This is a genomic window from Salinimonas iocasae (assembly GCF_006228385.1).
GTDB classification, from domain to species: domain Bacteria; phylum Pseudomonadota; class Gammaproteobacteria; order Enterobacterales; family Alteromonadaceae; genus Alteromonas; species Alteromonas iocasae.
In genome coordinates this window covers 744,267-769,296 of the sequence record NZ_CP039852.1, presented here as the reverse complement: position 1 = coordinate 769,296, position 25,030 = coordinate 744,267, and the positions used below count along the sequence as shown (strand labels likewise).

The window sequence follows — 25,030 nt, the reverse complement described above, 5'->3', positions numbered from 1 at the left end:
AAGAGCTGAAGATGTTACTTGCGGTAATCTGATTTTGGCAAATACTAATAGTTAGCAACAGTTTGATGTGGAGGTACTATGACTGTTCGAATATTAGTTGCCGATGACTCCCGGGCATCACAACCCTCTATCATTACACAACTTCCCCGCTCGCTTCATTTCGATGTTACCGAAGCCGTTAGCGGCCAGGAGACCATCACTCTGCTCAATACTGCAGAATTTGAATTATTACTGTTAAATCTATCGCGTTCCCCGGCAGATAATTTCAGGGTTGTAGAAGCCATGACACATGCGTTATGCAAGCCCCGGATTGTTATGTGCTATACCGGCGCTTATCCCGAACAGCCTCACCATTTGAGTGTAGAAACAATCACCTTTATCCATACCCCGCTAGACAGGCGCAAGATTGCAACAATGTTATCAGAGCTGGGCTTTTTGTAAGTGCCACTTTGACGCTGCCTGCGTTACATGTATCGTAAAATACAACATATTAGATAACTGTCTGATAAAAACTGTTTGTCTGGTCTCTGAACCATCATCATGATAGAAAGGTATTTACAATAATTATACTTACCATTACCGGCTATCAATCGGGTTGTCGTTAATGCACTGCCTAGCTCTCAACTAAGGCAGGCCACAGGCTAAGAATATTGATGGAACAAGAAGAGCTACTCCCCCTTTTATACCGTATCGGCCGCGGCGAGCAAAAAGCTTTCGCCAGTCTTTATGAAAAAACGCACCGTCATCTGTATGCAGTGCTTTTGAAGATTTTGCGTCAGCGGGATCTGGCAGAAGAAGCGCTGCAGGATGCCTTTGTTCAAATATGGCGACACGCCGATAGCTACCATCGGGGCCGGGGTACAGTTCTTACCTGGATGGTCAGTATTGCGCGTTACCGTGCCCTGGATATTATCCGTTATAAAAAAGTACGACCGGAACAGTCCTTAGAAGATGATGTCAGTATCAGCGACAACACGCAGATTAAAGATGAGCAAACCAAGCTCTACCACTGCATTGAAGAGTTAGATAATGACCAGAGGCAGGCTATTTCTCTGGCGTATTTTCACGGCCTTTCACATGAGCAGGTAAAACATCATCTCGGCAGCCCTTTAGGCACAGTAAAAAGCTGGATCCGCCGGGGCCTCAATAACCTAATGCAGTGTCTTTCATTATGAACTATCTGAACCGGGAACGACGCCACGCCCTGGCCGCAGAATATGTGCTGGGTACACTTCGCGGTAAAGCGCGGGACAGATACCAGAAGCTTATGTTGGAACATGAGGCGGTAGCCCGTACCACTTGGTACTGGGAAAGACAGCTCAATGTTTTATCAGTATCACTTCCCGCGCAGACACCATCAGATGAGGTGTGGAAGCGTATCGCAGCACGCACATTTGATTCGCCGAGTGTGCAGTCTCAACCTGCTACTGCGCAGCCGTCTTCCGGCAAGCCAGGCTGGGCGATGTGGGGCGGACTGGCTGCCACCTTCATTTTAGCTGCACTGTTATTGTGGACACGGCTGCCTACACCGGATGACATCACACCATCTGCCGTTGCTGTGTTTAACAACGAATCTCAGGCCCCCCTGTGGCTTATTGAGGTCAGCGATGAGCAGTTGGTAGTCAAAGCTACACAGCGGGTAAAACAACAAAACGCCAAAGATTACGAGTTATGGATAGTACCAGATGATAACAGCGCGCCTGTATCTCTGGGTGTTATCCCTCAGTCTGGGGTGTGGCAACGTTCTGTTCATCCACTGATAACTCAGAACAATGTCAAAGCACTGGCTGTAAGCCTGGAAGAAAAAGGCGGTTCGCCAACAGGGCAGCCGACCCAGGTCCTGTTTACCGCTACACTTGAATCCACCTGATCGTATCAACCGCTCATACAAAGATCGGGTATGAGCGGCTTCTTTGGTTTTTTGGTGCGGTCGCCGCAACACACTACTTTGTATATTAAGTAAACTATTCCTGACAGTTTCCCTTTAGCACCGTCATTTGTCTGAGCTATAGGATAAAACACACTTTCTTTGATACAGTTTATTAATAATTGTTAATCATTTTATTTACTTTTATTGCATCTAAAGCGAATCAGGCCCCGTACGGTAGGTTAATTCATAAGCAAATAAAGGAAAACGCATGCTTAGATTCACTTACCTTGCTGCCGCAGTAAGCAGCGCACTGGTTATTTCATCTGCTCAGGCTTCCAGTCACCGCGAAGCGCCACACCTTACTCAAATGCCGGCTGTTGATGCGACGGACTTTTACATGTTCAACAGTTATGAGTCTGGCAAAGAGGGTTTTGTAACCATGATTGCCAACTACGTACCTCTGCAGGATGCGTACGGTGGCCCTAATTACTTCCCAATGGACCCTGCCGCTGAGTACGTTATTCATATCGATAACAATGGTGATGCAGTTGAAGATATCAGTTTTGCATTTACTTTTGATAAGACGCTCGGGGCTGAAGGAGAAGGTATAGCACTTCCTGTTGGCCCGGATGGCGAAGAAAAAATGATTAAGGTACCCCTCAAAAATGTGGGGCCTGTTTCAGCCGATGATGCGTCAAATGCAAATTTCATGGAAACCTATGAAATTGAGATGATTTCCGGCGACATGCGCTCAGGAAGCAGAACTACGTTAATGCCTGCTGACTCCGACATGTTCAAAAAACCATTAGATTATATCGGCGATAAGACGTTTGGTGATGCAGATGCATATGCTAATTATGCCAGTCAGTTCGTTTACATGTTCTCCATCGAAGGTTGCGACACCCAAGGCCGTGTGTTTGTAGGTCAGCGTAAAGATCCGTTCGTCGTTAACCTTGGTGATACGTTTGATTTGGTTAATTATGTGCCTGTTGAAGGCGATAGTGCACCAGGTGCAGGCGATGCCGGTGGTTTCCCGGGCGGGATTACTCAGGATAGCGCCAACGATGATTTGAAAGATAAAAATGTCACGTCTATTGCGGTAGAGGTTCCGGCGTCTTGTGTTACCGGTGAAGGCAATGGTGTGATTGGTGGCTGGACCACCGCCAGCCTGCCGCAGGCTCGCATTCTGAATCCGAATGCAACTTATGAGAAGCCAGCTGTATCCGGGGGTGCAATGACACAGGTATCTCGTCTTGGAAGCCCGCTGGTTAATGAGTTGGTTATTGGTATCGGCGACAAAGACAAGTTTTCTTCCTCAGAGCCGGCAGATGATGGTCAGTTCGCTGATTACGTGACTAATCCGGTACTGCCTGAATTACTGAGCATCCTGTTCCTTGACCCAGTGAATCAGACATTAGGTACAGAGCTAACCACACTGGCTCCTACAAACTTCCCGCGTAATGATTTAGTTACTGCGTTTTTAACTGGTTTTGAAGGCGTTAACCAGCAATCAACAGTAACGCCGTCTGAGATGCTTCGTCTTAACACCGGCATTCCTGCCACGCCAGCGGGTGAACAGTCAGCCTTTGGCGTAGCCGGTGACGATCTTGCGGGCTTCCCCAATGGCCGTCGCCCGGGCGATGATGTTGTTGATATTGCATTACGCGTTGTAATGGGTCGCCTGTGCTACCCGGTGCCAGTGAATGGTGAAGATACCGATCTTGGCCTGTGTGCGCCTGAAGATGCAGCCGTTGGTAATGTGCCATTTACCGATGGTGCGCCGGTTGATGCATCTATGTTTGATGCAAGCTTCCCTTATCTGACCACGCCAATCTCTGGTTCTGCGGAATAAGGAGAAATTATGCATAAACGATTATCACTACTACTGGCATTGCCACTGACACTTTCGCTATCAGGCTGTTTTGATGATGATGACGATAATGATGTCGAGGATATGCCGGATCAGGAAAATGTGGCGCCTGAAGCTATTTCTGAAAGCTTCACTACGCAAGTGGATACCGCATTTTCTGAAGAGCTGACCGCAACTGATGCTGACGGAGATGCACTTACCTACGCGGTAGGTGAAGAGCCTCAGCAGGGTACGCTGGAACTTTCAGATGATGGAAGTTTTACGTACACCCCGTCTGAGGAAGTAACGGGTGAAGACAGCTTTGTCTACACGGTGAGTGACGGAGTAAACGATCCGGTTTCAGCTACCATCACTATCACCATTGAAGCGCAACAGGTGGCGACATCTGAGTATGTTCGCTCGGCCTTTAATCAGGCCCCGACAGATGAGCCGCTACCTGTAAATGGGCGGGAGCTTCAACAGGATGTTGAAGACCCTGATGCCTTTAATGATCTAATCGATCAGTAACCAAACCGCCAGGGCCAGGGAAGGCCCTTTTTTTTTGGGGGGGGGGCTAAATAGCAGCATGTTCGCAAACTACCTGCTGATTCACGCTTACCTGAATAACTGCGCAATGAAGTATCTTTCCCTGACTGGCATATAGCGTTTTATCTCACCCGTAATGGTGCTAACCATGCACTGCATATAATTTGCCCCTTCAGTATTTGGTATACCCATCACTGTAGATTCAACCTGTCATTTTTATTCGGCGATGTAAGTGCACTTTACATAAACACAATTGTAGCTATGTAAGGTTTAACTATACAACGTTGTAAACCGATGTATCGCCGTGGGTAACCGGGTAACGGCGAGTCATCGTCTTGTAAAAGCAAAGTTGGGCGACCGGCACTCACTGGACTTTTGTAAAATATGTTCTTGAGACGTTTCTCCATCGCCTCATTGGCATTTTGAATTTTGCGGCAAGGGAGTAAAAGATGCTTTAGCCGGGCCGGCCTGTTTCAGGATTGATAGCATCAAGTGAAGGGCCTTTATACTGACCCAGCAGCAGACTAACCACTGCATCACCATATTGCTCAAACCAAAAGTCCCCCATTTTTTTCAGCCGCGCAATATTGTCTTGACTATAGTCATCCATCGCATCATCGGGCGGCATGGGCAGTCCGTGCTGCTCACGCATAGCTGCATTAACTCGTATATAATTCCCTTCTGCCACGATAGCTTTTGCCTGATAGGCAACAAGTTGTTCATCGGATAGCACATCAATAATCTGCCCCTGGCGGATCCATTGATAAGCACCCCACCCCCGGGTCGACGGACCATTGATTTTTCGCGTGCGTTTTCCGGTACCAACCGACAATACAGTGATGTCCTCTGTTTTAATGTCCGGCCAAAGCTGCTGTGCCTCTGCAATTGCACACAGCGTAGGATTGTTCGCAACAACGCCGCCATCAATAAGCCAGCGTTGCTCAGGTGGCTCTCCCAGCTGAACCGGACGACTGGGAAAGTACGTTGGTGCAGCTGAAGTCGAATCAGCAACTTCATAACTTTTGAGACGGGCATGTTCACGATTATGGCTTTTTATTACCAGTGGCTGATGACGCTCTACCGCAAAAGTGACAGTCAGCACATGCCGCTCTCGTTCAGCGGCTCGAGATAAAGTGGCATCATTAAACCAGCGCTTCAGAAACCGGGTTTTCCCTGCGCCCTCATAGCGAGGCGCATTGATACCGTCAATTTCAAAAAAACCACGGTTTTCAGCAAAGATAGCTTTGCCACTTCGATGGTTGTACAGCCGGTTGACCTGCGCTACAGATATATCCGTTGTGGCAAGCGCCAGCGCAATGATTGCTCCGGTACTGGTTCCGGCGTAATAGTCTACGCAGTCCCGAATTGAGATGCCGTGCTCATCTGACAGGACTCTCTCTACGTGAGCCAGAAACTGTGTGGCGGCAGCACCACGAATTCCCCCGCCATCAAGGCTAAGAATAAGCTTGCTCATTTGACGTTCCATCCGGTGATATTTTCGGTTAACCATACGCCAGAGGTCTAGCAAGTCAACCGATCAAATAGCCAGTCTGCGCTGCAATGTGGCTTGTGAAGAAAGGCATTTTCGGACTTCGGGCGTACTAATCGCTCGCCGAATATTGTTTGCCAGCGGTGTACATCTTATTATAGGCGCCTGTGAAGTGTAGTGGCGAGTGAGTAACTTGATTTTGTTTGGTGGCCGGATGCGTTTTCTCCGCGCTTTGTGTTTAGCATTCGCGTGTTTTTTTTCAGTCATATCATTTATACCGGCGTCGGCCAGCGCGGCAGTCAGCCGCTATGTCGACTGGCCTCAGTCTATCTTAAAGCAGTTAGTGTTGGTCAGGGATAATCCGCAGCAGGTAATTGATGATGCGCTTCCCTTACTGGCCGAAGCACAGGCGCCAGAATTGAAAGCCGGGCTTTATTTTGTCATCAGCCGCGCCTACTCCTCCCTGATGCTGCATGAAAAAGCCCTTACCGTTAGCGAGCAGGGGCTATCACTGCTTACCTATGATGAACAGCCATGGCTGCATTCCTATCTGGAACTGGCGCGGGCTGAAGCGCTAAAAGGTCTCGGACGAGCACGGGAAGGTGAACGCGAAGTAGCAAAAGCTATTCGCTGGGCGCAGCAAAATCAGTCTCATGAGCTACTGGTCTACGCGTACAGCGTTTCTGGTTACATGCGACTGACCTTAAGTGAAACAGACGAAGCCCTCTCCAGTTTTCAAAAGGGTTACCGACTTGCTGAAGAAGCCTCATTACGCTTATCGCCTGCCGACTTTAGCGGAATGATAGCGCTTGTTTACGAATACAGAGACGAGCCGGCACTGGCTATACCTTATTTTGAAGAAGCCCAGGCGCACTATCGTCAGACCGATCAGCGCCTGGAGTTAGCCAACACACTGTTTGGCCTGGGTCGTAGCCACCTTAAGCTTGAGCATACTGAAAAAGGGCTGCAGTTGCTGGTTGAGTCTGCACGCCTGGCTCTGGATATACAGGATATTCAGGGAGCGGCATACAGCTACCAACAGATTTCTGAGCAGCTGATAAAGGGTGGTCAGTTAAATGAGGCTAAATCTTATCTTGATGACGCACTGCAATTGTTCGAGGACGCCAAAAATCCTTACCAGCAAATCGGTGTGCTATTACTGCAAGCCCGGATTTTCCTTATTGAGAATGATCATGAAACTGCCCTTTCACTGATAAGAGCTGCTGAAAAAATCGCGTTGGGTGATGCATTTTTACCTCATCAGATACAGATCAATCATCTTAAAGCCGAAGCCTTTGCCGCCAGAAATGACTATGAGGATGCCTACACGCTACTACTGGCGATGCACGATGATGAACAGCGCCTGCAGCGTGAGAAAAACAGCCAGCGATTAATAAAGCTAAAAACGGCTTTTGATACAGAAAAGCAGCGCGCCCAAAATGCATTGCTTCAGGAACAGAACCTTCGCCAACAGGCTGAGCTTGAACAAGAACGAGAGCAACAGCGATATACCGCAATAGTGGTCACGCTTCTACTGATTATCAGCTTGCTACTGTTCTGGCAGCACCGAATCAGTAAGCGTCATCAGCAGCGGCTTGAGAACCTGGCCAATCATGATGGGCTGACGGGTCTTCTGACACGTCGTAAAACGCTTGAAGATATAGAGCAACAGCTGAACCTGGCCCATCGACACGATGATCACATTAGCCTGGCGGTGTTGGACCTTGATTACTTCAAGCAGATAAATGACCAGCATGGCCATCAGGCCGGCGATGAGGTACTGAAAAGCTTTTCAGCCCTGGCCAGACAAACCTTCCGCAATACCGACATACTCGGCAGAATTGGCGGGGAAGAATTTCTTTTTGCTTTTCCGCACACCACTATTGAGGACGCGCGCAAGCTTCTGCTGCGGTTTTCTGAGTCGGTGAAAGATATACCGGCTACGATTAACCGCGATACCTTATCATTGTCAGTCTCTATAGGGCTCATCAGCGGCGAACACGCAAAAACACCCTCAGCGCTAATGGCGCTGGCTGATGAAGCGCTTTACGAGGCTAAGGCAGCAGGCCGGGACCGCATCCGCATCTATAGTGGTCACTCAGACGACGTTAATGAAGCCCGCTGAACAGGAGGAGGTTTACGGTAAAGGCCATATTCTCAGCCGGCGCCTTCTTCGGGTTCGTGATAAACAATATATCGAATTATGGCTGGCAACCGAAAATGGTCCCGTTTGCTTACTTTCGGAGCCACAATACAATGTTTGTTTTGCTGAAGACTCACAGCGCAATCTTATTGAACAGCTAATCAAACGGCGTAACCTGGCTGTTGTCACCGCGCCCACACACCTTAAAACTCTGGGCCAGCAATCGTTATGCTTGCTGAAAGTCAGTAATGAGAATGAAATTTACGAGTTACGCCGGTTGTGTGAGGATGCACAAATTACACTTTATGAAGCTGACATTAAGATCACTGATCGCTTCTTAATGGAGCGGTTCGCGTATGGTAGCGTCAGCTACAAGGCAATACTTACCGAAGGTGTTCTTACAGACGCAAAAATTAAAGGGGCTTCATACCGACCGGCATTAACTACACTTAGTCTCGATATCGAATGTGATGAGAAGGAAAACCTGTACTCTGTAGGTCTTGCTGGTTCTGGTATTAATCATGTTCTGCTAATCACTTCCCAACCGCTTGCGGCAAAAAATAGTCCATACACACTTGAGTCTGTGCCGGATGAGCAAACAATGCTAACCCGGCTTTGCGAGCTTGTAGTAGCTGCCGATCCGGACGTCATAACAGGGTGGAATGTAAAACAGTTCGATTTTGCGGTACTGGCCAGACGCGCTAAGAAGCATAATATATCGCTGGCTCTGGGCAGAGCGCAGAATCTGATGCAGGTTAAAAGCTGGAGTAATGGGCAGAACTGGGTTGATATACCAGGACGTGCTGTTGTTGATGGTATTGAAGCATTAAAAACCATGACTTATCACTTTGACAGCTTCGCACTGGATGACGTTGCCTCTAGCCTTCTGAAAACGGGCAAACTTATCAAAGAGCGTGATCAGCTTGCTGCCATCAAAGCGATGTATCTACAAGAGCCGGCCAAACTGGCCGATTACAATTATCGTGACTGTCAGCTTGTTAATCAAATCGCTGATATTACAAACTTCATTGACTTTCTGGTATTACGAAGCACGCTAACGGGGCTTGAAATGTCGCGACCCGGTGGCTCCGTTGCGGCGTTTATTAATGTCTATCTCCCCCATCTACACCGCGGCGGATATATAAGTGGGATCCGACCTGACGATGGCGGGCTGGCATCACCAGGGGGCTACGTGATGGATTCGAAACCGGGACTATATGACTATGTCCTCGTTCTGGATTTCAAAAGCCTCTATCCTTCAATCATTCGTACTTTCAAAATAGACCCGATGGGGCTGGCAGAAGGCCTGAGGACACCAGCAAATGCAATTCCCGGCTTCAAGGGTGCCTGTTTTTCTCGCAGCAAACACTACCTGCCCGATATCATCGCGAATCTATGGCGCCAGCGGGATGAAGCAAAGAACAACAACGATGCACCGCGCTCTCAGGCAATTAAAATTCTTATGAACTCCTTTTACGGTGTATTGGGTAGCGGTGGCTGTCCGTTTTACGATCCCCGTCTGGCAAGCTCGATAACACTGCGGGGACACGAAATCATGCAGACGACGGCCAAGTGGGTGGAGGAATCTGGTCACGAAGTCATTTACGGCGATACAGATTCCTTGTTTATTACTCTTTCCGGAATCGAAGAGCGCCAAGCGGCCGTTCAGATTGGCAATGTGCTGGAACAACAAATAAATGCGCGGTGGCAACATCATCTTCAGCACAATTATCAGCTGGACTGTTACCTTGAGCTGGAATTTGAAACCTGCTATGACAAATTTTTCATGCCGACAATCAGAGGCGCCTCTACTGGTAGTAAGAAACGGTACGCCGGCCTGGTCACGAACGATAAAAATGAGCAGTCCCTGGTTTTCAAGGGACTTGAAAGTGTTCGCTCAGACTGGACTAAACTTGCCAAGTTATTTCAGGAGACCCTTTACCTGAAAGTGTTTACCGGACAACCTGTAGCGCCTTTTATCAAACAAACACTTAAATCGATTCGCCAGGGAGAATGTGACTCTCAATTGATTTACCAGAAAAGGCTTCGTAAGCCACTTTCAGAATACACGCGTAGCCGCCCTCCTCACGTTAAGGCTGCACTGTTGCTTCAGACCAACAACAGTGGGGCGGCTCACACTGACAGCGTCTTCAGAGCTACTGTAATTAAGTACGTTATTACCCTGGATGGACCCCAGCCTACAGACGATGTAACCTCCCCGTTTGACTATGAACATTATATCGACAAACAAATAAAACCTATTGCCGACAGTATCCTGCCCTACGTGAATCAATCTTTTGAACAGATAACCGCTAACCAGATGGATTTGTTCTAATTACGGAAAGCGCTGTACTGCAATAAAAAAGTTGCACCTTTTGCAGCTATAGCCCGTAACTATGATTCTTCAATTACGGTGTATTTAAATAGCTACATATTGCAAAAGTTAAGGTAATATCTGCTCATATATATGAAGTAATTTTCTTTCACATACTCGGCGGGTTTAGACGTTCACTGGCATTAGTAGGGAGGGCATATGAAAGACACACATAAATGGCTGATTAGCATTCATGCGAGCGTAGCATTGTTTTCAATCATGGCGAGCATCTTATTTTTTGTCTTCGAATTTATCGATAAACCACAGATAATATTTGCTGCTTTCGTGTCTTTCTGTTCACTGGAAACCATGCTGTTTTTCAGAACGCGGCTGAATACAAAAGTCGAACACGATACAGCTGCCAATTAGTGCTCCAATTTTTTCTGATGATCAGTCGCTCCCTGTTTTCGTTATAAATGATGACAATACAGGGAGAAAAATATGTTCACGCTTCGCCGGCTTTGCGCTCTGCTATACCTTTCTACACTTTCAATTTGCGTCTGTGCAGGCCCTGACAGCCAATACCAGGTCCAGCAGATCAAAGACAACGTCTATCGCTTTACGAGCGGAAAATACCACTCAGCGTTTATGATTACGAAGTCAGGTGCATTCGTAACGGATCCTATTGATTCACAGTCAGCGCTTTATCTTAAACGCTACATAAAAGAAAACTTCGATGTTCCTGTTACCTTTATGGCTTACAGCCATAATCATATTGATCATACCGCCGGCGGTGAAAATCTAACCACTGAAAATACGACGGTCATCGCACATAAAGAAGCTGCCCGGAATATCATTAATACACAGCTGCCTACTGCTTATCCGAACCTGACCTTCACAGACGAACTTGTGGTTGAGCTGGCAGATAGTAGGGTTAAGCTGAAATATTATGGGCGCAATAATGGCTATGGCTCCGTTAGTATGCGCTTTGAACCCGCGAACGTGTTATTAGCTGTCGACTGGATAACGTTGAATCGTCTACCCTATAAAAATCTGAAGGGGTACGACATAGAAGGTATGATTACCTCTACCAAGGCAGTACTCCAGGAACCCGAATTTGATATTTTCATTGGCGGTCACGCTGATACCGGAAACCGTAAAGATGTAGAAAACTATCTGGCCTATCTGCAGGCGTTGTATACCGGCGTTAATACTCAGATGCGAAAGGGCAATAACCTGCAATCAATTCAGAAGTCACTCCAGCTTTCACAATTCAATCATCTTAAGATGTTTGATGAATGGCGCGAGCTGAACATTGAAGGCGTTTATAATACGCTTATTGATATGAGCTACTATGACATGCGTCCGGATATACCACCGACTCAGTCGAAAACAGAGAGCAATTAATTGCTAAGCGTTATTAGGGAACTCTCCGCAAACGTGTAATTCACCTGTTTATGTCAATGCTTGAAGTAAGTTTTGCACTGTAGCAGTGCCCAACTTTTTTGCGCTGATATAAAGGGTTCACTCAATCGAATGGACTCTGATGTTTCTTCGGATAAGAAGTCTGGACACTGCAGTGTAGGTGATACTACTTTATTTAAAGCACCCTATCCTGCGCTCCGTTGGTCTCGTGCTAAAGTACGTTCCGCTTCATTCCTGGCGAACCTGTCATATGGGATGGCCCACACTGGGCTAAGGTAGACCGACTGTCCGTTGGACATTCGCAGCAACCGCAGCGGCGCGCAAAGGATGGCGCGACTGGACAATGCACCAGAGATGGGTGAGACTCCGGTTTGTGAAGCAAATTTGTGGTGACTTAATGTCACCACAAAAGGAACGAACGGGCGTACAGGACGTACGCCCTGGCACTACGCCACATGGATGTGTCCGAATACATTGACTCGACGTCAGATGGGTTTGAATTGTATGTGTGACTGCGCCTGAAATTTATTACGCTCAAACGAAAAAAGCCCACTCGACTGAGTGGGCTTCTTCGTAGAATAGGACTGCTTCACAGCGAGACATGGCGGATGTGCTAGCTCACATGGGGCTGGGCCCACACTGGGGGATGAACGGTGAGCAAAGCGAACGAGGGGTGCCAGTGGCACGCCGAGAGTTAAGAGCGCGAGGCATGGATGCCGAGCTGGACGATGCACCATGGACGGGTTGATACGCCTGTGCCTATGCAGAGCCAGTCGGTTAAATGTGCATGATGGGTTAGGTTTCGCTAAGAGGGAGTAGCACGCCAGTGCTTTCTGAGGGAAAGGGCTATCCGAGAATTTCAGTTATCCATTTATTTTTGCACTCCCAGAAACGAAAAAAGCCCACTCGACTGAGTGGGCTTCTTCGTAGAATAGGACTGCTTCACAGCGAGACATGGCGGATGTGCTACTCTCACATGGGGGTGATGAATGGTGAGCGTAGCGAACGAGGGATGCCCAATGGCATACCGAGAATGAAGAACGGTCGAGCTCTGCGAGACCATGGAACGCCCCCTTCGGGAACGGATGACCGCGAAGTGGCTTTGTCATACTTCGCTTAAAGCAAAAAGGCCACCCCGTTAGGGATGGCCTTTTTGTTTTAATTGGGAGTCTGGCGGTGTGCTACTCTCACATGGGGAAACCCCACACTACCATCGCCGCTAACGTGTTTCACTTCTGAGTTCGGAATGGGATCAGGTGGTGCCACGTCGCTATGGCCGCCAGACATAAAACGGTGTTACCGACATCGTCGATAACTTAACAATTCGGGAAAGTCTGATATTCAATCTATTGAGTAACTTAACTACTCTTACTTTACTTAGCTTGTCTACAACCCATGCAGACTTTGCCGCTTTGGGTTGTATGGTTAAGCCTCTCGGGCAATTAGTACAGGTTAGCTTAACGCCTTACAACGCTTCCACACCCTGCCTATCAACGTCTTAGTCTTAAACAACCCTTCCAGAACTTAAAGTTCAGGGATGACTCATCTCTGGGCCGGCTTCCCGCTTAGATGCTTTCAGCGGTTATCCGTTCCGAACATAGCTACCGGGCAATGCGATTGGCATCACAACCCGAACACCAGCGGTTCGTCCACTCCGGTCCTCTCGTACTAGGAGCAGCTCCCATCAATCATCCAACGCCCACACCAGATAGGGACCGAACTGTCTCACGACGTTCTAAACCCAGCTCGCGTACCACTTTAAATGGCGAACAGCCATACCCTTGGGACCGACTTCAGCCCCAGGATGTGATGAGCCGACATCGAGGTGCCAAACACCGCCGTCGATATGAACTCTTGGGCGGTATCAGCCTGTTATCCCCGGAGTACCTTTTATCCGTTGAGCGATGGCCCTTCCATACAGAACCACCGGATCACTATGACCTACTTTCGTACCTGCTCGACGTGTCTGTCTCGCAGTTAAGCTAGCTTATGCCATTGCACTAACCTCACGATGTCCGACCGTGATTAGCTAACCTTCGTGCTCCTCCGTTACTATTTGGGAGGAGACCGCCCCAGTCAAACTACCCACCAGACACTGTCCTTAACCCCGATAAGGGGTCTAAGTTAGAACATCAAACATACCAGGGTGGTATTTCAAGGACGGCTCCATGCAAACTGGCGTCTGCATTTCAAAGCCTCCCACCTATCCTACACAAGTAGGTTCAATGTTCAGTGCCAAGCTGTAGTAAAGGTTCACGGGGTCTTTCCGTCTAGGTGCGGGTACACAGCATCTTCACTGCGATTTCAATTTCACTGAGTCTCGGGTGGAGACAGCGTGGCCATGGTTACACCATTCGTGCAGGTCGGAACTTACCCGACAAGGAATTTCGCTACCTTAGGACCGTTATAGTTACGGCCGCCGTTTACCGGGGCTTCGATCAAGAACTTCGCTTACGCTAATCCCATCAATTAACCTTCCGGCACCGGGCAGGTGTCACACCCTATACGTCCTCTTACGAGTTTGCAGAGTGCTGTGTTTTTAATAAACAGTCCCAGCCACCTGGTCACTGCGACCACCAACAGCTTACCGCGTAAAGCGTTCACCGCCGGTGGCGTACCTTCTCCCGAAGTTACGGTACTATTTTGCCGAGTTCCTTCACCCGAGTTCTCTCAAGCGCCTTAGTATTCTCTACCTGACCACCTGTGTCGGTTTGGGGTACGGTTCACATAATCATACGTTTAGAAGCTTTTCCTGGAAGCAGGGCATCAACAACTTCACTCCCTTGGGAGCTCGTCTCGTGTCTCGGCCTTGAAAACCCGGATTTACCTAAGTTTTCAGCCTACGCACTTTCACATGGACAACCAACGCCATGCTTGCTTAGCCTTCTCCGTCCCTCCATCACTGATTATACAAGTACGGGAATATTAACCCGTTTCCCATCGACTACGCATTTCTGCCTCGCCTTAGGGGCCGACTTACCCTGCCCTGATTAGCATGGGACAGGAAACCTTGGTCTTCCGGCGTGGGGGTTTTTCACCCCCATTATCGTTACTCATGTCAGCATTCGCACTTGTGATATGTCCAGCAAACCTTACAGTTCACCTTCATCCACTTACACAACGCTCCCCTACCCAATACGATAAATCGCATTGCCGCAGCTTCGGTATATTGCTTAGCCCCGTTACATCTTCCGCGCAGGCCGACTCGACTAGTGAGCTATTACGCTTTCTTTAAAGGATGGCTGCTTCTAAGCCAACCTCCTAGCTGTCTGTGCCTTCCCACATCGTTTCCCACTTAGCAATATTTGGGGACCTTAGCTGGCGGTCTGGGTTGTTTCCCTCTCCACGACGGACGTTAGCACCCGCCGTGTGTCTCCCGGATAGTTCTCAATGGTATTCGGAGTTTGCAAAGGGTTGGTAAGTCGGGATGACCCCCTAGCCTTAACAGTGCTCTACCCCCAATGGAATTCGTCCGAGGCTCTACCTAAATAGATTTCGGGGAGAACCAGCTATCTCCCGGTTTGATTGGCCTTTCACCCCCAGCCACAAGTCATCTCCTGACTTTTCAACGTCAGTGAGTTCGGTCCTCCAGTTGATGTTACTCAACCTTCAACCTGCCCATGGCTAGATCACCGGGTTTCGGGTCTATACCTGGCAACTAAACGCGCAGTTAACACTCGCTTTCGCTACGGCTCCGCTATACGCTTAACCTCGCTACCAAATATAAGTCGCTGACCCATTATACAAAAGGTACGCAGTCACACCATCACTAAGCACCCTGCTTGATTGGTGAGGTTTACCGTTGGCTGCTTGCGCAGGTCAACGTTACTCGTTAATCAGTTGGTTGTGCTTTGTGAGCATTATCACTAAAGGCACTTAGTGATGGTGCTCCCACTGCTTGTACGTATACGGTTTCAGGTTCTATTTCACTCCCCTCACAGGGGTTCTTTTCGCCTTTCCCTCACGGTACTGGTTCACTATCGGTCAGTTAGGAGTATTTAGCCTTGGAGGATGGTCCCCCCATTTTCAGTCAAGATAACACGTGTCCCGACCTACTCGATTTCACATTGATTTTGCCGTCGTGTACGGGGCTGTCACCCGGTATCGCGCCACTTCCCAGAGGCTTCCACTAACTCATTCAATGCTTAAGGGCTGCTCCCCGTTCGCTCGCCGCTACTAAGGGAATCTCGGTTGATTTCTTTTCCTAAGGGTACTTAGATGTTTCAGTTCCCCTCGTTTGCCTCAACAACCTATGTATTCAGTTGTTGATACCTGTAAACAGGTGGGTTTCCCCATTCGGACATCTGTGGCTCAAATGCGTTTTGTCAGCTCACCACAGCTTTTCGCAGACTTACACGTCCTTCATCGCCTCTAACTGCCAAGGCATCCACCGTATACGCTTTGTCACTTAACCATACAACCCAAAACAGCCTTTTGACTTCTGCTTTGGCCGGTGACTTAACACCTGCTGTATGATGACAAGCTAATCGTGATTTGCCTTGCTATCAATCAAATCGATAACAAGTATTCAAGTCAAGTAGAGTAGCTTTGAGAGAACATCTTTCGATATTCTCAGTTACTCAATTTTGATTGATTACTAATATCAGCTTTCCAAATTGTTAAAGAACTATTTTGCAATCGGACTTGCCGATTGCAACACCAGGTAATCAGTTACGAAGCAACCAACCCTAGTGCTTTAGGGTAAAAAACCCTAATCAATGCTTACTCAAATGAGTAAATATTCATTAGGATTTGAATCCGTGCTGACCGGTTTAATCAGTTAATTTCTTCTCTGATTGAGGCATCGGATTGCGTAGTGTGCAAGTAGCACATGAGCAATTCGATAACGAAAAGCAGGGAAGAAATGGTAGGCTTGGGCAGACTTGAACTGCCGACCTCACCCTTATCAGGGGTGCGCTCTAACCAGCTGAGCTACAAGCCTCCAGCTTACTGCGCATTTAAGCGTCATGCGTCGGCTTGATTCGGCGCTTTGTCAGTCATGTACTTGATGTACATTCCTTCCTCAGCTTCTCAGTCGCCTTGCCTGTCACTTAACTGCTTGCAATCTGACATTGTTAAACATCACATTGAGCAAAGTGGTGGAGCTAAGCAGGATCGAACTGCTGACCTCCTGAATGCAAATCAGGCGCTCTCCCAGCTGAGCTATAGCCCCATAAAAACGGTCGTTCTTCTTTATATAACAAGACTATCTGTGTGAACACTACATCAAGAGCGTCAACGACGTTATCGGTAAGGAGGTGATCCAACCGCAGGTTCCCCTACGGTTACCTTGTTACGACTTCACCCCAGTCATGAAACACAAAGTGGTGATCGCCCTCTAAAAGTTAGGCTAACCACTTCTTTTGCATCCCACTCCCATGGTGTGACGGGCGGTGTGTACAAGGCCCGGGAACGTATTCACCGCAGTATTCTGACCTGCGATTACTAGCGATTCCGACTTCACGGAGTCGAGTTGCAGACTCCGATCCGGACTACGATATTCTTTAAGGGGTCCGCTCCACATCGCTGTCTCGCTTCCCTCTGTAAATACCATTGTAGCACGTGTGTAGCCCTACACGTAAGGGCCATGATGACTTGACGTCGTCCCCACCTTCCTCCGGTTTGTCACCGGCAGTCTCCTTAGAGTGCCCAACCTAATGCTGGCAACTAAGGACAAGGGTTGCGCTCGTTGCGGGACTTAACCCAACATCTCACGACACGAGCTGACGACAGCCATGCAGCACCTGTGTCAGAGTTCCCGAAGGCACCAATCCATCTCTGGAAAGTTCTCTGCATGTCAAGTGTAGGTAAGGTTCTTCGCGTTGCATCGAATTAAACCACATGCTCCACCGCTTGTGCGGGCCCCCGTCAATTCATTTGAGTTTTAACCTTGCGGCCGTACTCCCCAGGCGGTCTACTTAGCGCGTTAGCTTCGCTACTCACAACTTAAAGTCGCAAACAGCTAGTAGACAGCGTTTACGGTGTGGACTACCAGGGTATCTAATCCTGTTCGCTACCCACACTTTCGCACATGAGCGTCAGTCTTTGGCCAGGGAGCCGCCTTCGCCACTGATGTTCCTCCAGATATCTACGCATTTCACCGCTACACCTGGAATTCCACTCCCCTCTCCAAGACTCTAGTCTGCCAGTTCTAAATGACCATCCCAGGTTGAGCCCGGGGCTTTCACATCTAGCTTAACAAACCGCCTGCGTGCGCTTTACGCCCAGTAATTCCGATTAACGCTTGCACCCTCCGTATTACCGCGGCTGCTGGCACGGAGTTAGCCGGTGCTTCTTCTGTGGGTAACGTCAATCTAAGCAGGTATTAACTACTTAGCCTTCCTCCCCACTGAAAGTGCTTTACAACCCGAAGGCCTTCTTCACACACGCGGCATGGCTGGATCAGGCTTGCGCCCATTGTCCAATATTCCCCACTGCTGCCTCCCGTAGGAGTCTGGGCCGTGTCTCAGTCCCAGTGTGGCTGATCTTCCTCTCAGAACAGCTAGAGATCGTTGCCTTGGTGAGCCTTTACCCCACCAACTAGCTAATCTCACTTGGGCCTCTCTTTGCGCGAGAGCCTAAGCCCCCTTTGGTCCGTAGACATTATGCGGTATTAGCCACCGTTTCCAGTGGTTATCCCCCTCGCAAAGGCAAGTTCCCAAGCATTACTCACCCGTCCGCCGCTCGTCATCTTCTAGCAAGCTAGAAATGTTACCGCTCGACTTGCATGTGTTAGGCCTGCCGCCAGCGTTCAATCTGAGCCATGATCAAACTCTTCAATTAAAATCGAAAAACTTTATGAATCGTCGGTTGACACTCTTAACGAGTGCCCACACAGATTGTCTTGTTATAAATTGTTAAAGAGCAATTTGCTTCGCTTCTCCCCGAAGCGGGATGCGCATTCTACGCAATCGGCATTTAATGTCAACACTTAATTTAAATTATTTTCTAAAAAAGCGTTTCTAATTTGCCTGCTTCAATTTGGCTATTGCCCTCTCGAAACGTGGGGCGCATTCTACATGACAATCGCTAACCGTCAACCCTTTTTTGTCTTTTTACCCTACTTCGCTACATAATCGGCTCAACCGCTCGTTTTCGATACAAAAGCCGCTCATAAAAAAGTCTTTCGTTCATATGTTACACATAAAGTTGTTCTAATTGTTTCAAGTGAGTAAACTATGAACAGCCTCCAAGTATTATCAATAACAATTTTAAGGAAGGTTTATGAAAGTTGGCTTTATCCATTGCGCTGTTATCAGCGTAGTATTTGCTGCAGCCGGGTATTTTGTTATCTCGTCATCTGACATGGAAATGAATTTACCTTTGTCTGTTGCAGCATCACTACTTATTAGTGGCATCGTTACGCCATGGCTGGCATCACTAATAAGTGGAACATCTTCTTCTAAAGAGGCACCTGCTGCAGTTTCAAAAGAAACAGCAACCTTATATGTGGGAAATCTGCCTTATAAAGCGAATGAGGAAGCGGTTAAGGATTACTTTAAGAGTTATATCAATGTGCAATCTGTCAGACTAATGAAAGATCGTCGAACTGGTAAGCGTAAAGGTTACGGTTTTATTGAAGTCATTACTGATGATGTTGACTCAGCCATTGATGAGCTCAATGACAAGGTATTTCTCGAGCGAACACTGAAAGTGAGGCCTGCCAAGGAAAAAGGCGAAGCTGAATAACAGTTACAAAGACCCGGCCCAGGCCGGGTTTTTTATTAGTGTAAAAGTATCGAATGGTCGGTATGACGCCCCGCACGTTTGCTAACCTAAATATAGTCAAATCCATTGCAGTCCCGGATAATCCAACTACAATGCGCCCCTTTATTTTATTACCGGCATAATGCGGAGACGTTTCATGGCGAACCAGTCACAGTCATCAGCAGAGATGACATATCATCAGCAATTAAATGAAAAGACTGAACGATTGCAGTCGCTGCTATCGGACTTCAATGCGCCTGAGGTTCAGGTATTTGAATCGCAAGAAACACACTATCGTATGCGAGCAGAATTCAGAGTGTGGCATGATGGTGATGACCTGTATCACATTATGTTTAACCAACAGACCAAAGAAAAGTATCGTGTTGATAACTTCCCGCCTGCCAGCAAAACGATCAACGACGCGATGACGGTCCTGATTGAAACGCTCAAGAATAATCCGGTACTAAGAAAAAAGCTTTTCCAGATTGATTATCTTAGTGGGCTGAGTGAAGAGTTGGTTATCAGCCTGCTTTACCACAAACCGCTTGATGAGCAGTGGCACGAGGAAGCTAAAAAACTCAGGGATACCTTATCTAAGCATTTTAAGGTCAGCGTTATAGGACGCGCGCGTAAACAAAAATCAGTTATTGGGAATGACTTTATCATAGAAGCGTTGCCTGTTAACGGTACCACTTACTATTTCAAGCATATTGAAAACAGCTTCACGCAACCCAATGCCAAGGTCAATTGCAAGATGATCGAATGGGCTATGGCTGTATGCCAAGATAATCAACGTGACTTACTGGAGCTATACTGTGGTGCGGGCAATTTCTCTATCCCGATGGCCGGCCAGTTTCGCCATGTTATCGGTACAGAGATTGCGAAGCCATCTGTCGCAGCGGCGCAGTATAATATTGAGTGCAACAACCTCGACAATGTGAAAATTGTTCGTCTTTCTGCTGAAGACTTTACCAGCGCTATGCGTAAAGAGCGTACGTTCAGTCGGCTGGAGGGGATAGATTTAGAGAGTTATGATTTCGGTACAGTACTTGTGGATCCCCCCAGAGCAGGCTTAGATGACGAATCACTGGCAATGATTCAGGATTATGACGATATTATCTATATATCGTGCAACCCTGAAACGCTGGCTGATAATCTGAAGACTCTCACGCAGACCCATGATATTGCCGATGCAGCTTTGTTCGATCAGTTTCCCTTTACTCATCATATTGAAGCGGGCGTCAGACTGACTCGTCGTTAAGATAGGTGACGGGACTGGTAGGCGCGCGCGCCCATTTGTACAAAGCGTAATTGTGCTTTAACACGTTCGCCAATCTCGGCTCTGGCTCCCCCTTCTGCTTCAAGGGTATCGGCGCCGGCACTGAATACCAGGCGAACCATCGCTTCCGCCTGAAGACCTGCAATACTGTGTTCCAGTTTTTGCTGATCGGCAATATAGTCGGTCAGCTCTTCCACAAAATGCTGTATTTCTCTGAGTACGGCCAGGCGGTAAGCTGCCGATGTCCCCGTATGCTCGCGTAACAACAACCGAAAGACATTGCTGTTAGCACAAATAAACTCAATAAATGTATCAACCGATGTATCAATTACGCCCCCACCGGATGCGATACGGCTGCGCGCCTGCCTCATCAACTGCCGTAATGCCAGACCGGCTTCATCCACCAGCGTCAGACCCAGTTCATCCATATCCTTAAAGTGACGATAAAAAGAGGTGGGCGCAATACCGGCTTCGCGTGCGACTTCCCGCAAGCTGATAGCAGATAGACTCCGGTTTTCATCCAACAGCGAAAAAGCGGCCTGAATAATACTCTGACGCGTTTTTTGTTTTTGCTCCTGACGGCTCACATAACTCTCCTTCTTTGAGGCGCAGTTGCATTCTAATTGATAAAAGGCATTTCGTCGCCGATACTTTAAAATGATTGCGTTTGTGCGTGACACCCTACCTCAAACATTAAATCTCTTATACTTTTTAACGAAATAGGGGTCTCTGGCTTTACTAAAGCACACGTAGCATATAAATTAGCGTACACTTGTAAGCTGAGTTGTAGTCGATGAAAAAACCACCTTTAATTCTCACAAACATTCTTGTCTTTATTATTACCGGCGCTATTGCGTTTATCGGTGTGCCTCTCTGGGCTACCTACATAGGTTTTGATACGGCAGAAATTGTGACCGCTATCGTCTTATTTTATTTTACCGGCATGTCTATCACAGCCGGCTACCACCGTCTGTGGTCTCATAAAACCTATGATGCAAATATTGTCGTTCGCGTAATTTTGGCTATGGGCGGCGCGATGGCTCTGCAAAATAGTATTCTGCACTGGTGTTCTGACCATCGTATTCACCACCGTCATGTGGATGATACTGAAAAAGACCCTTATTCCGCTAAACGAGGTCTGTGGTTTGCGCACATAGGATGGATGCTTCGCGAATATCAGTCTCATCGCTATGATGATTACCGCAATTGTAAAGATTTGCAGAAAGACCCCGTAGTAATGTGGCAGCACAAATACTACTTACCGCTAGTACTTGCGACAAACTTCGGTATTACTGGTTTATTAGGATGGCTTAACGGCGATATTCTGGGCATGATCCTGATTGCAGGCGTATTTCGCCTGGTTATGGTTCACCACGTTACATTTTTCATTAATTCCCTGGCACATTTTTGGGGTAAACAACCATATACCGATGGAAACACGGCCAGAGACAATGGCGTTCTGGCTTTCTTTACCTTCGGTGAGGGTTACCACAATTACCACCACATTTTTGAGTACGACTACAGAAATGGTATTCACTGGTGGCAGTTTGATCCGACCAAATGGTTAATCCGTGGATTGTCTTTCGTCGGTTTGACTCATAACCTGCGGCGCGTTCCCGAAGAGCGCATACGTAAAGCGCGTGCTGCAATGCAGTTTCAAAAAGCCAGTGCGAGGGTTTCTCAGTTACCGAATGCTGATGAGGTTCTTAGTAAAATTCAGTCTGAATATGACCTGCTCATTCAGAAAATGTCGGACTACTATGCAGCTAAAAAGCGCCTGATGCGTGTCAGACAAAAATGCCTGAAGCGCAGCGTGGAAAGGCTTGAACTCGATTATACGTACAAAGAGCTGAAAAATGCATTGTCACTTCAGCAGGAAAAGTGGCTCAGACTGCAGCAGCTTAACTTCTCAATGTCGTAATGAAAAAAACGCAGCCATCGGTTGCGTTTTTTTATGCTCCTGTATATTTCACTTATTGCATGGCCTGTATTTATGTGCAAACTTAGCTGACCATTTATTCCGTGCATTACAGATTAATAATTTGATATTTTTCATATTTCAGCAAGACTTACCACTATCGGATAATTCCCGAGCCCCAAGCGTTAATGTTACGGGCGAAGCACGGATGAGAATTACAGGCAGGGTTATCAATGAGTGAAGACCATCTATTTGAGTTCGTCGACGAACATGTTGAACTGTCATCTGAACAACACGCTACCCCCTGGACAGTCCTTAGCGTAGAGGATGATCCGGGCTACCAGCAATCATTACTTAATGGGTTAGCGGCGCTGAAAGTGAAAGATCGCCCTGTTGAGTGTATTACTGCAAACTCCGCAACTTCCGCCGCTGCCATATTGGCAGAACGCAGTGATATCGCTGTTATTTTGCTGGATGTTGTTATGGAGCGAGACGATGCTGGTTTGTTTTTGATAAACACGATACGCAATGTGCTGGGTAACAATGAGGTGCGTATAATTCTACTCACCGGACAACCCGGGATGGCGCCCCGGCTTGATACCATGCGCGACTTTGATGTTGATGAATACTGGAACAAAGTCGATCTTACCGAAGACAAGCTCCGCACCATTGTTGCCAGTAATATTCGTACATGGCAGTCGATGACCGAACTGAACAGCGCCCGACGCGGCCTGCAAATGATTGTTGAAGCGTCAAAGGCAATTACCTCCCGCCACAATATTGATGGATTTACGAAAACGGTACTGGCTGAAATTTCGCGTATCATCGGCGTGCCGGACAGCGGTGGCGTAGCGTGCGCTTATCGCAACGCGCAACAATTACCTGAAGACAGCACGATTGTAGCGGCCACCGGTGACTTCGCGCGTCATCAGCAACGCTCTGTTAAAGACTTGCTGGAACATTACCCCAGTGAGAAAAGTGCAATTCATTCGTTATTCAGTGAGGCCGTCACCGCGAATGAACACAAGTTTGATGGTAGCTGGTCGGCACTGTACTTCACTACGCAGGATGTTAACGACAACCATTATCTGTTTTTAGTTAAATCCCCTCAAAAGTTATTATCCAGCCACATTTCGCTGTTGATGGTTTTTAGCGAAAATGTCAGTAACGGCTTTATGAACATAGCGCTAATGGACAAGCTATCGTCGCTGGCCTTTTTCGATTCAGATCTAAATGTTGCAAACCGTAATTGGCTGCAAAGACAATTCCAGAACTCTTCTACGTTTGATCGTAACGAAACTATAATGGTTCTGGTAAAAGTCGATGACTTTTACACTTGCGAAATTCTACTGGGCGCTGACTATGCCCTTGGCATGTTAAGGCAGGCATTAGAGCAGCTACGGCAGAGGTTATCTCCCCACTTTGCTGTAGCCCGCCTGGAGGACGATACATTTGCCTTTCTTATGCATCGTTCTAACTTGCCCGATACGGTGCAACTTGAACATGCCACCGAATTATCGCTGGAGCTAGAGGGAATAACACACAAATCTGAATGTTTTATTGCGGTGCTGGATGTGGCTGACCTGGATGACGAAGAGCCCGACAGAGCGATACGTCTGGCAGAGGCAACACTACATGCGGGTCACCATGCCGGTTCAGCGCTTCAGTACTATTCGCCTACCCTGCGGGAAGAATTGAGTGCACGCTATCTTTTATTAAAGGAACTTCACTGCGCGTTGAACGAAAAGTCAGGCCTGAAACTTAAATATCAACCGAAACATGATTTAAGAACAGGTAAAATCGTCGGCGCCGAGGCCTTATTGCGCTGGCAGCACCCATTTAGAGGAGACCTGTCACCAGCTATTTTCATTCCCGTAGCGGAGACGTCAGGCCTGGTAAATAAAATTGATTTGTTTGTCATGCAACAAGTGTTTAAAGACATAAAAACGCTGGTCGCCAGTGATATCGGTATCCCTGTTTCATTCAATGTATCCAGTCGTGATTTCGATACCCCGTTATTTATGGAAGCGTTTAAAGTTTTACTGAGTGAAAAAACCATCGACCCGGGCCTGCTGGAGATAGAAATTACAGAAACGCAGGCGATGGAAAATTACACGATTGTGATGGATGTATTAAAAGTTATTGCAGACAGCGGTGTGAAGGTGAGTATTGATGATTTTGGTACCGGATATTCCTCTCTTGCACATATTTCCAAGCTTTCTGCCCATACGCTGAAAGTTGACCAAACATTCGTAAAACAGCTAACTGGTGATGAACCTGAAAATGCGTTAGCGGTTATCCGAATGATTAAAAAGCTAAGTGATGAATTTAACACTGACATTATCGCAGAAGGCGTAGAGAATGAGCAGCAGCGTGATGTACTGTTAGAAAATGGTTATCACTGCGCACAGGGATATTTGTTTTCCGAACCTATGCCTTTGACAGAGCTAATTTCAAATCTGCAAAACCAACGACATCACTAGCCAATAC

16 protein-coding genes, 2 tRNA genes and 3 rRNA genes are annotated in these 25,030 nt (G+C 47.6%); 14 read left to right on the top strand and 7 right to left on the bottom strand.

The window, feature by feature from the left end; genetic code table 11:
- The first annotated feature begins 78 nt into the window (after window positions 1-78).
- The 5 genes from FBQ74_RS03345 (at window position 79) to FBQ74_RS03325 (ending at window position 4,247) form a co-directional block, all read left to right on the top strand.
- Window positions 79-441, top strand: coding sequence for a response regulator (locus FBQ74_RS03345; protein WP_139755313.1), 363 nt, complete (start codon window positions 79-81; stop codon window positions 439-441).
- A 212-nt stretch (window positions 442-653) separates the two neighbouring features.
- Window positions 654-1,175 (top strand): RNA polymerase sigma factor, encoded by a 522-nt coding sequence (locus FBQ74_RS03340; RefSeq protein ID WP_139755312.1) that lies wholly within the window; start codon window positions 654-656, stop codon window positions 1,173-1,175.
- Window positions 1,172-1,870: an anti-sigma factor gene (locus FBQ74_RS03335; RefSeq protein ID WP_139755311.1), complete on the top strand. Its 699-nt coding sequence runs from the start codon at window positions 1,172-1,174 to the stop codon at window positions 1,868-1,870. The genes FBQ74_RS03340 and FBQ74_RS03335 overlap by 4 nt, the downstream gene beginning before the upstream one ends.
- Window positions 1,871-2,138: 268 nt before the next feature.
- The gene (locus tag FBQ74_RS03330) at window positions 2,139-3,722 is read left to right on the top strand and encodes a DUF4331 domain-containing protein (protein ID WP_139755310.1); all 1,584 of its coding nucleotides are present in this window, start codon (window positions 2,139-2,141) and stop codon (window positions 3,720-3,722) included.
- Between the two features lie 9 nt (window positions 3,723-3,731).
- Window positions 3,732-4,247: an Ig-like domain-containing protein gene (locus FBQ74_RS03325; protein WP_139755309.1), complete on the top strand. Its 516-nt coding sequence runs from the start codon at window positions 3,732-3,734 to the stop codon at window positions 4,245-4,247.
- 472 nt (window positions 4,248-4,719) lie between these two features.
- On the opposite strand, the gene FBQ74_RS03320 is transcribed toward FBQ74_RS03325, so the two are convergent.
- The gene (locus tag FBQ74_RS03320) at window positions 4,720-5,739 is read right to left on the bottom strand and encodes a patatin-like phospholipase family protein (protein ID WP_139755308.1); all 1,020 of its coding nucleotides are present in this window, start codon (window positions 5,737-5,739) and stop codon (window positions 4,720-4,722) included.
- A 199-nt stretch (window positions 5,740-5,938) separates the two neighbouring features.
- Here FBQ74_RS03320 and FBQ74_RS03315 point away from each other — a divergent pair, with 199 nt between their 5' ends.
- The 5 genes from FBQ74_RS03315 to FBQ74_RS18900 all read left to right on the top strand — a co-directional run bounded on the left by FBQ74_RS03315 (window position 5,939) and on the right by FBQ74_RS18900 (window position 12,384).
- A complete protein-coding gene (locus tag FBQ74_RS03315; RefSeq protein WP_139755307.1) occupies window positions 5,939-7,879 on the top strand; it encodes a diguanylate cyclase in 1,941 nt (646 codons plus the stop codon).
- Window positions 7,866-10,232 (top strand): DNA polymerase II, encoded by a 2,367-nt coding sequence (locus FBQ74_RS03310; RefSeq protein ID WP_139755306.1) that lies wholly within the window; start codon window positions 7,866-7,868, stop codon window positions 10,230-10,232. The genes FBQ74_RS03315 and FBQ74_RS03310 overlap by 14 nt, the downstream gene beginning before the upstream one ends.
- Before the next feature lie 198 nt (window positions 10,233-10,430).
- Entirely contained in the window at window positions 10,431-10,640 is a 210-nt protein-coding gene (locus FBQ74_RS03305) for a hypothetical protein (RefSeq protein ID WP_139755305.1), read from the top strand.
- 72 nt (window positions 10,641-10,712) lie between these two features.
- Window positions 10,713-11,618 carry an MBL fold metallo-hydrolase gene (locus FBQ74_RS03300; protein ID WP_139755304.1) on the top strand — a complete coding sequence of 302 codons (906 nt, stop codon included), beginning with the start codon at window positions 10,713-10,715 and terminating at the stop codon, window positions 11,616-11,618.
- Window positions 11,619-12,237: 619 nt separating this feature from the next.
- Window positions 12,238-12,384, top strand: a complete 147-nt coding sequence (locus FBQ74_RS18900) for a hypothetical protein (RefSeq protein WP_168190591.1) — start codon at window positions 12,238-12,240, stop codon at window positions 12,382-12,384.
- Between the two features lie 420 nt (window positions 12,385-12,804).
- Here the strand turns inward: FBQ74_RS18900 and rrf are convergent.
- The 5 genes from rrf to FBQ74_RS03275 form a co-directional block, all read right to left on the bottom strand.
- Window positions 12,805-12,920, bottom strand: a 5S ribosomal RNA gene (rrf, locus tag FBQ74_RS03295).
- A 137-nt stretch (window positions 12,921-13,057) separates the two neighbouring features.
- Window positions 13,058-16,050 (bottom strand): 23S ribosomal RNA (locus FBQ74_RS03290).
- Window positions 16,051-16,501: 451 nt separating this feature from the next.
- Window positions 16,502-16,578, bottom strand: a tRNA-Ile gene (locus FBQ74_RS03285).
- Window positions 16,579-16,733: 155 nt separating this feature from the next.
- A tRNA-Ala gene (locus FBQ74_RS03280) sits at window positions 16,734-16,809 on the bottom strand.
- 78 nt (window positions 16,810-16,887) lie between these two features.
- Window positions 16,888-18,419, bottom strand: a 16S ribosomal RNA gene (locus tag FBQ74_RS03275).
- The 16S, 23S and 5S rRNA genes sit together here with 2 tRNA genes alongside, the layout of an rRNA operon.
- A 441-nt stretch (window positions 18,420-18,860) precedes the next feature.
- On the opposite strand from FBQ74_RS03275, the gene FBQ74_RS03270 reads away from it, so the two are divergent.
- Complete coding sequence (locus tag FBQ74_RS03270) at window positions 18,861-19,325, top strand: RNA recognition motif domain-containing protein (protein WP_139755303.1); 465 nt, start codon at window positions 18,861-18,863, stop codon at window positions 19,323-19,325.
- A gap of 175 nt (window positions 19,326-19,500) precedes the next feature.
- A complete protein-coding gene (gene trmA / locus FBQ74_RS03265; protein WP_139755302.1) occupies window positions 19,501-20,604 on the top strand; it encodes a tRNA (uridine(54)-C5)-methyltransferase TrmA in 1,104 nt (367 codons plus the stop codon).
- Here the strand turns inward: trmA and fabR are convergent.
- The gene (gene fabR, locus FBQ74_RS03260; protein WP_139755301.1) at window positions 20,601-21,209 is read right to left on the bottom strand and encodes an HTH-type transcriptional repressor FabR; all 609 of its coding nucleotides are present in this window, start codon (window positions 21,207-21,209) and stop codon (window positions 20,601-20,603) included. The genes trmA and fabR overlap by 4 nt on opposite strands.
- Window positions 21,210-21,415: 206 nt before the next feature.
- Between fabR and FBQ74_RS03255 the strand changes: the two genes are divergently transcribed.
- A complete protein-coding gene (locus FBQ74_RS03255; protein ID WP_139755300.1) occupies window positions 21,416-22,543 on the top strand; it encodes an acyl-CoA desaturase in 1,128 nt (375 codons plus the stop codon).
- Window positions 22,544-22,773: 230 nt separating this feature from the next.
- Window positions 22,774-25,023 carry an EAL domain-containing protein gene (locus tag FBQ74_RS03250; RefSeq protein WP_139755299.1) on the top strand — a complete coding sequence of 750 codons (2,250 nt, stop codon included), beginning with the start codon at window positions 22,774-22,776 and terminating at the stop codon, window positions 25,021-25,023.
- Window positions 25,024-25,030 lie beyond the last annotated feature (7 nt).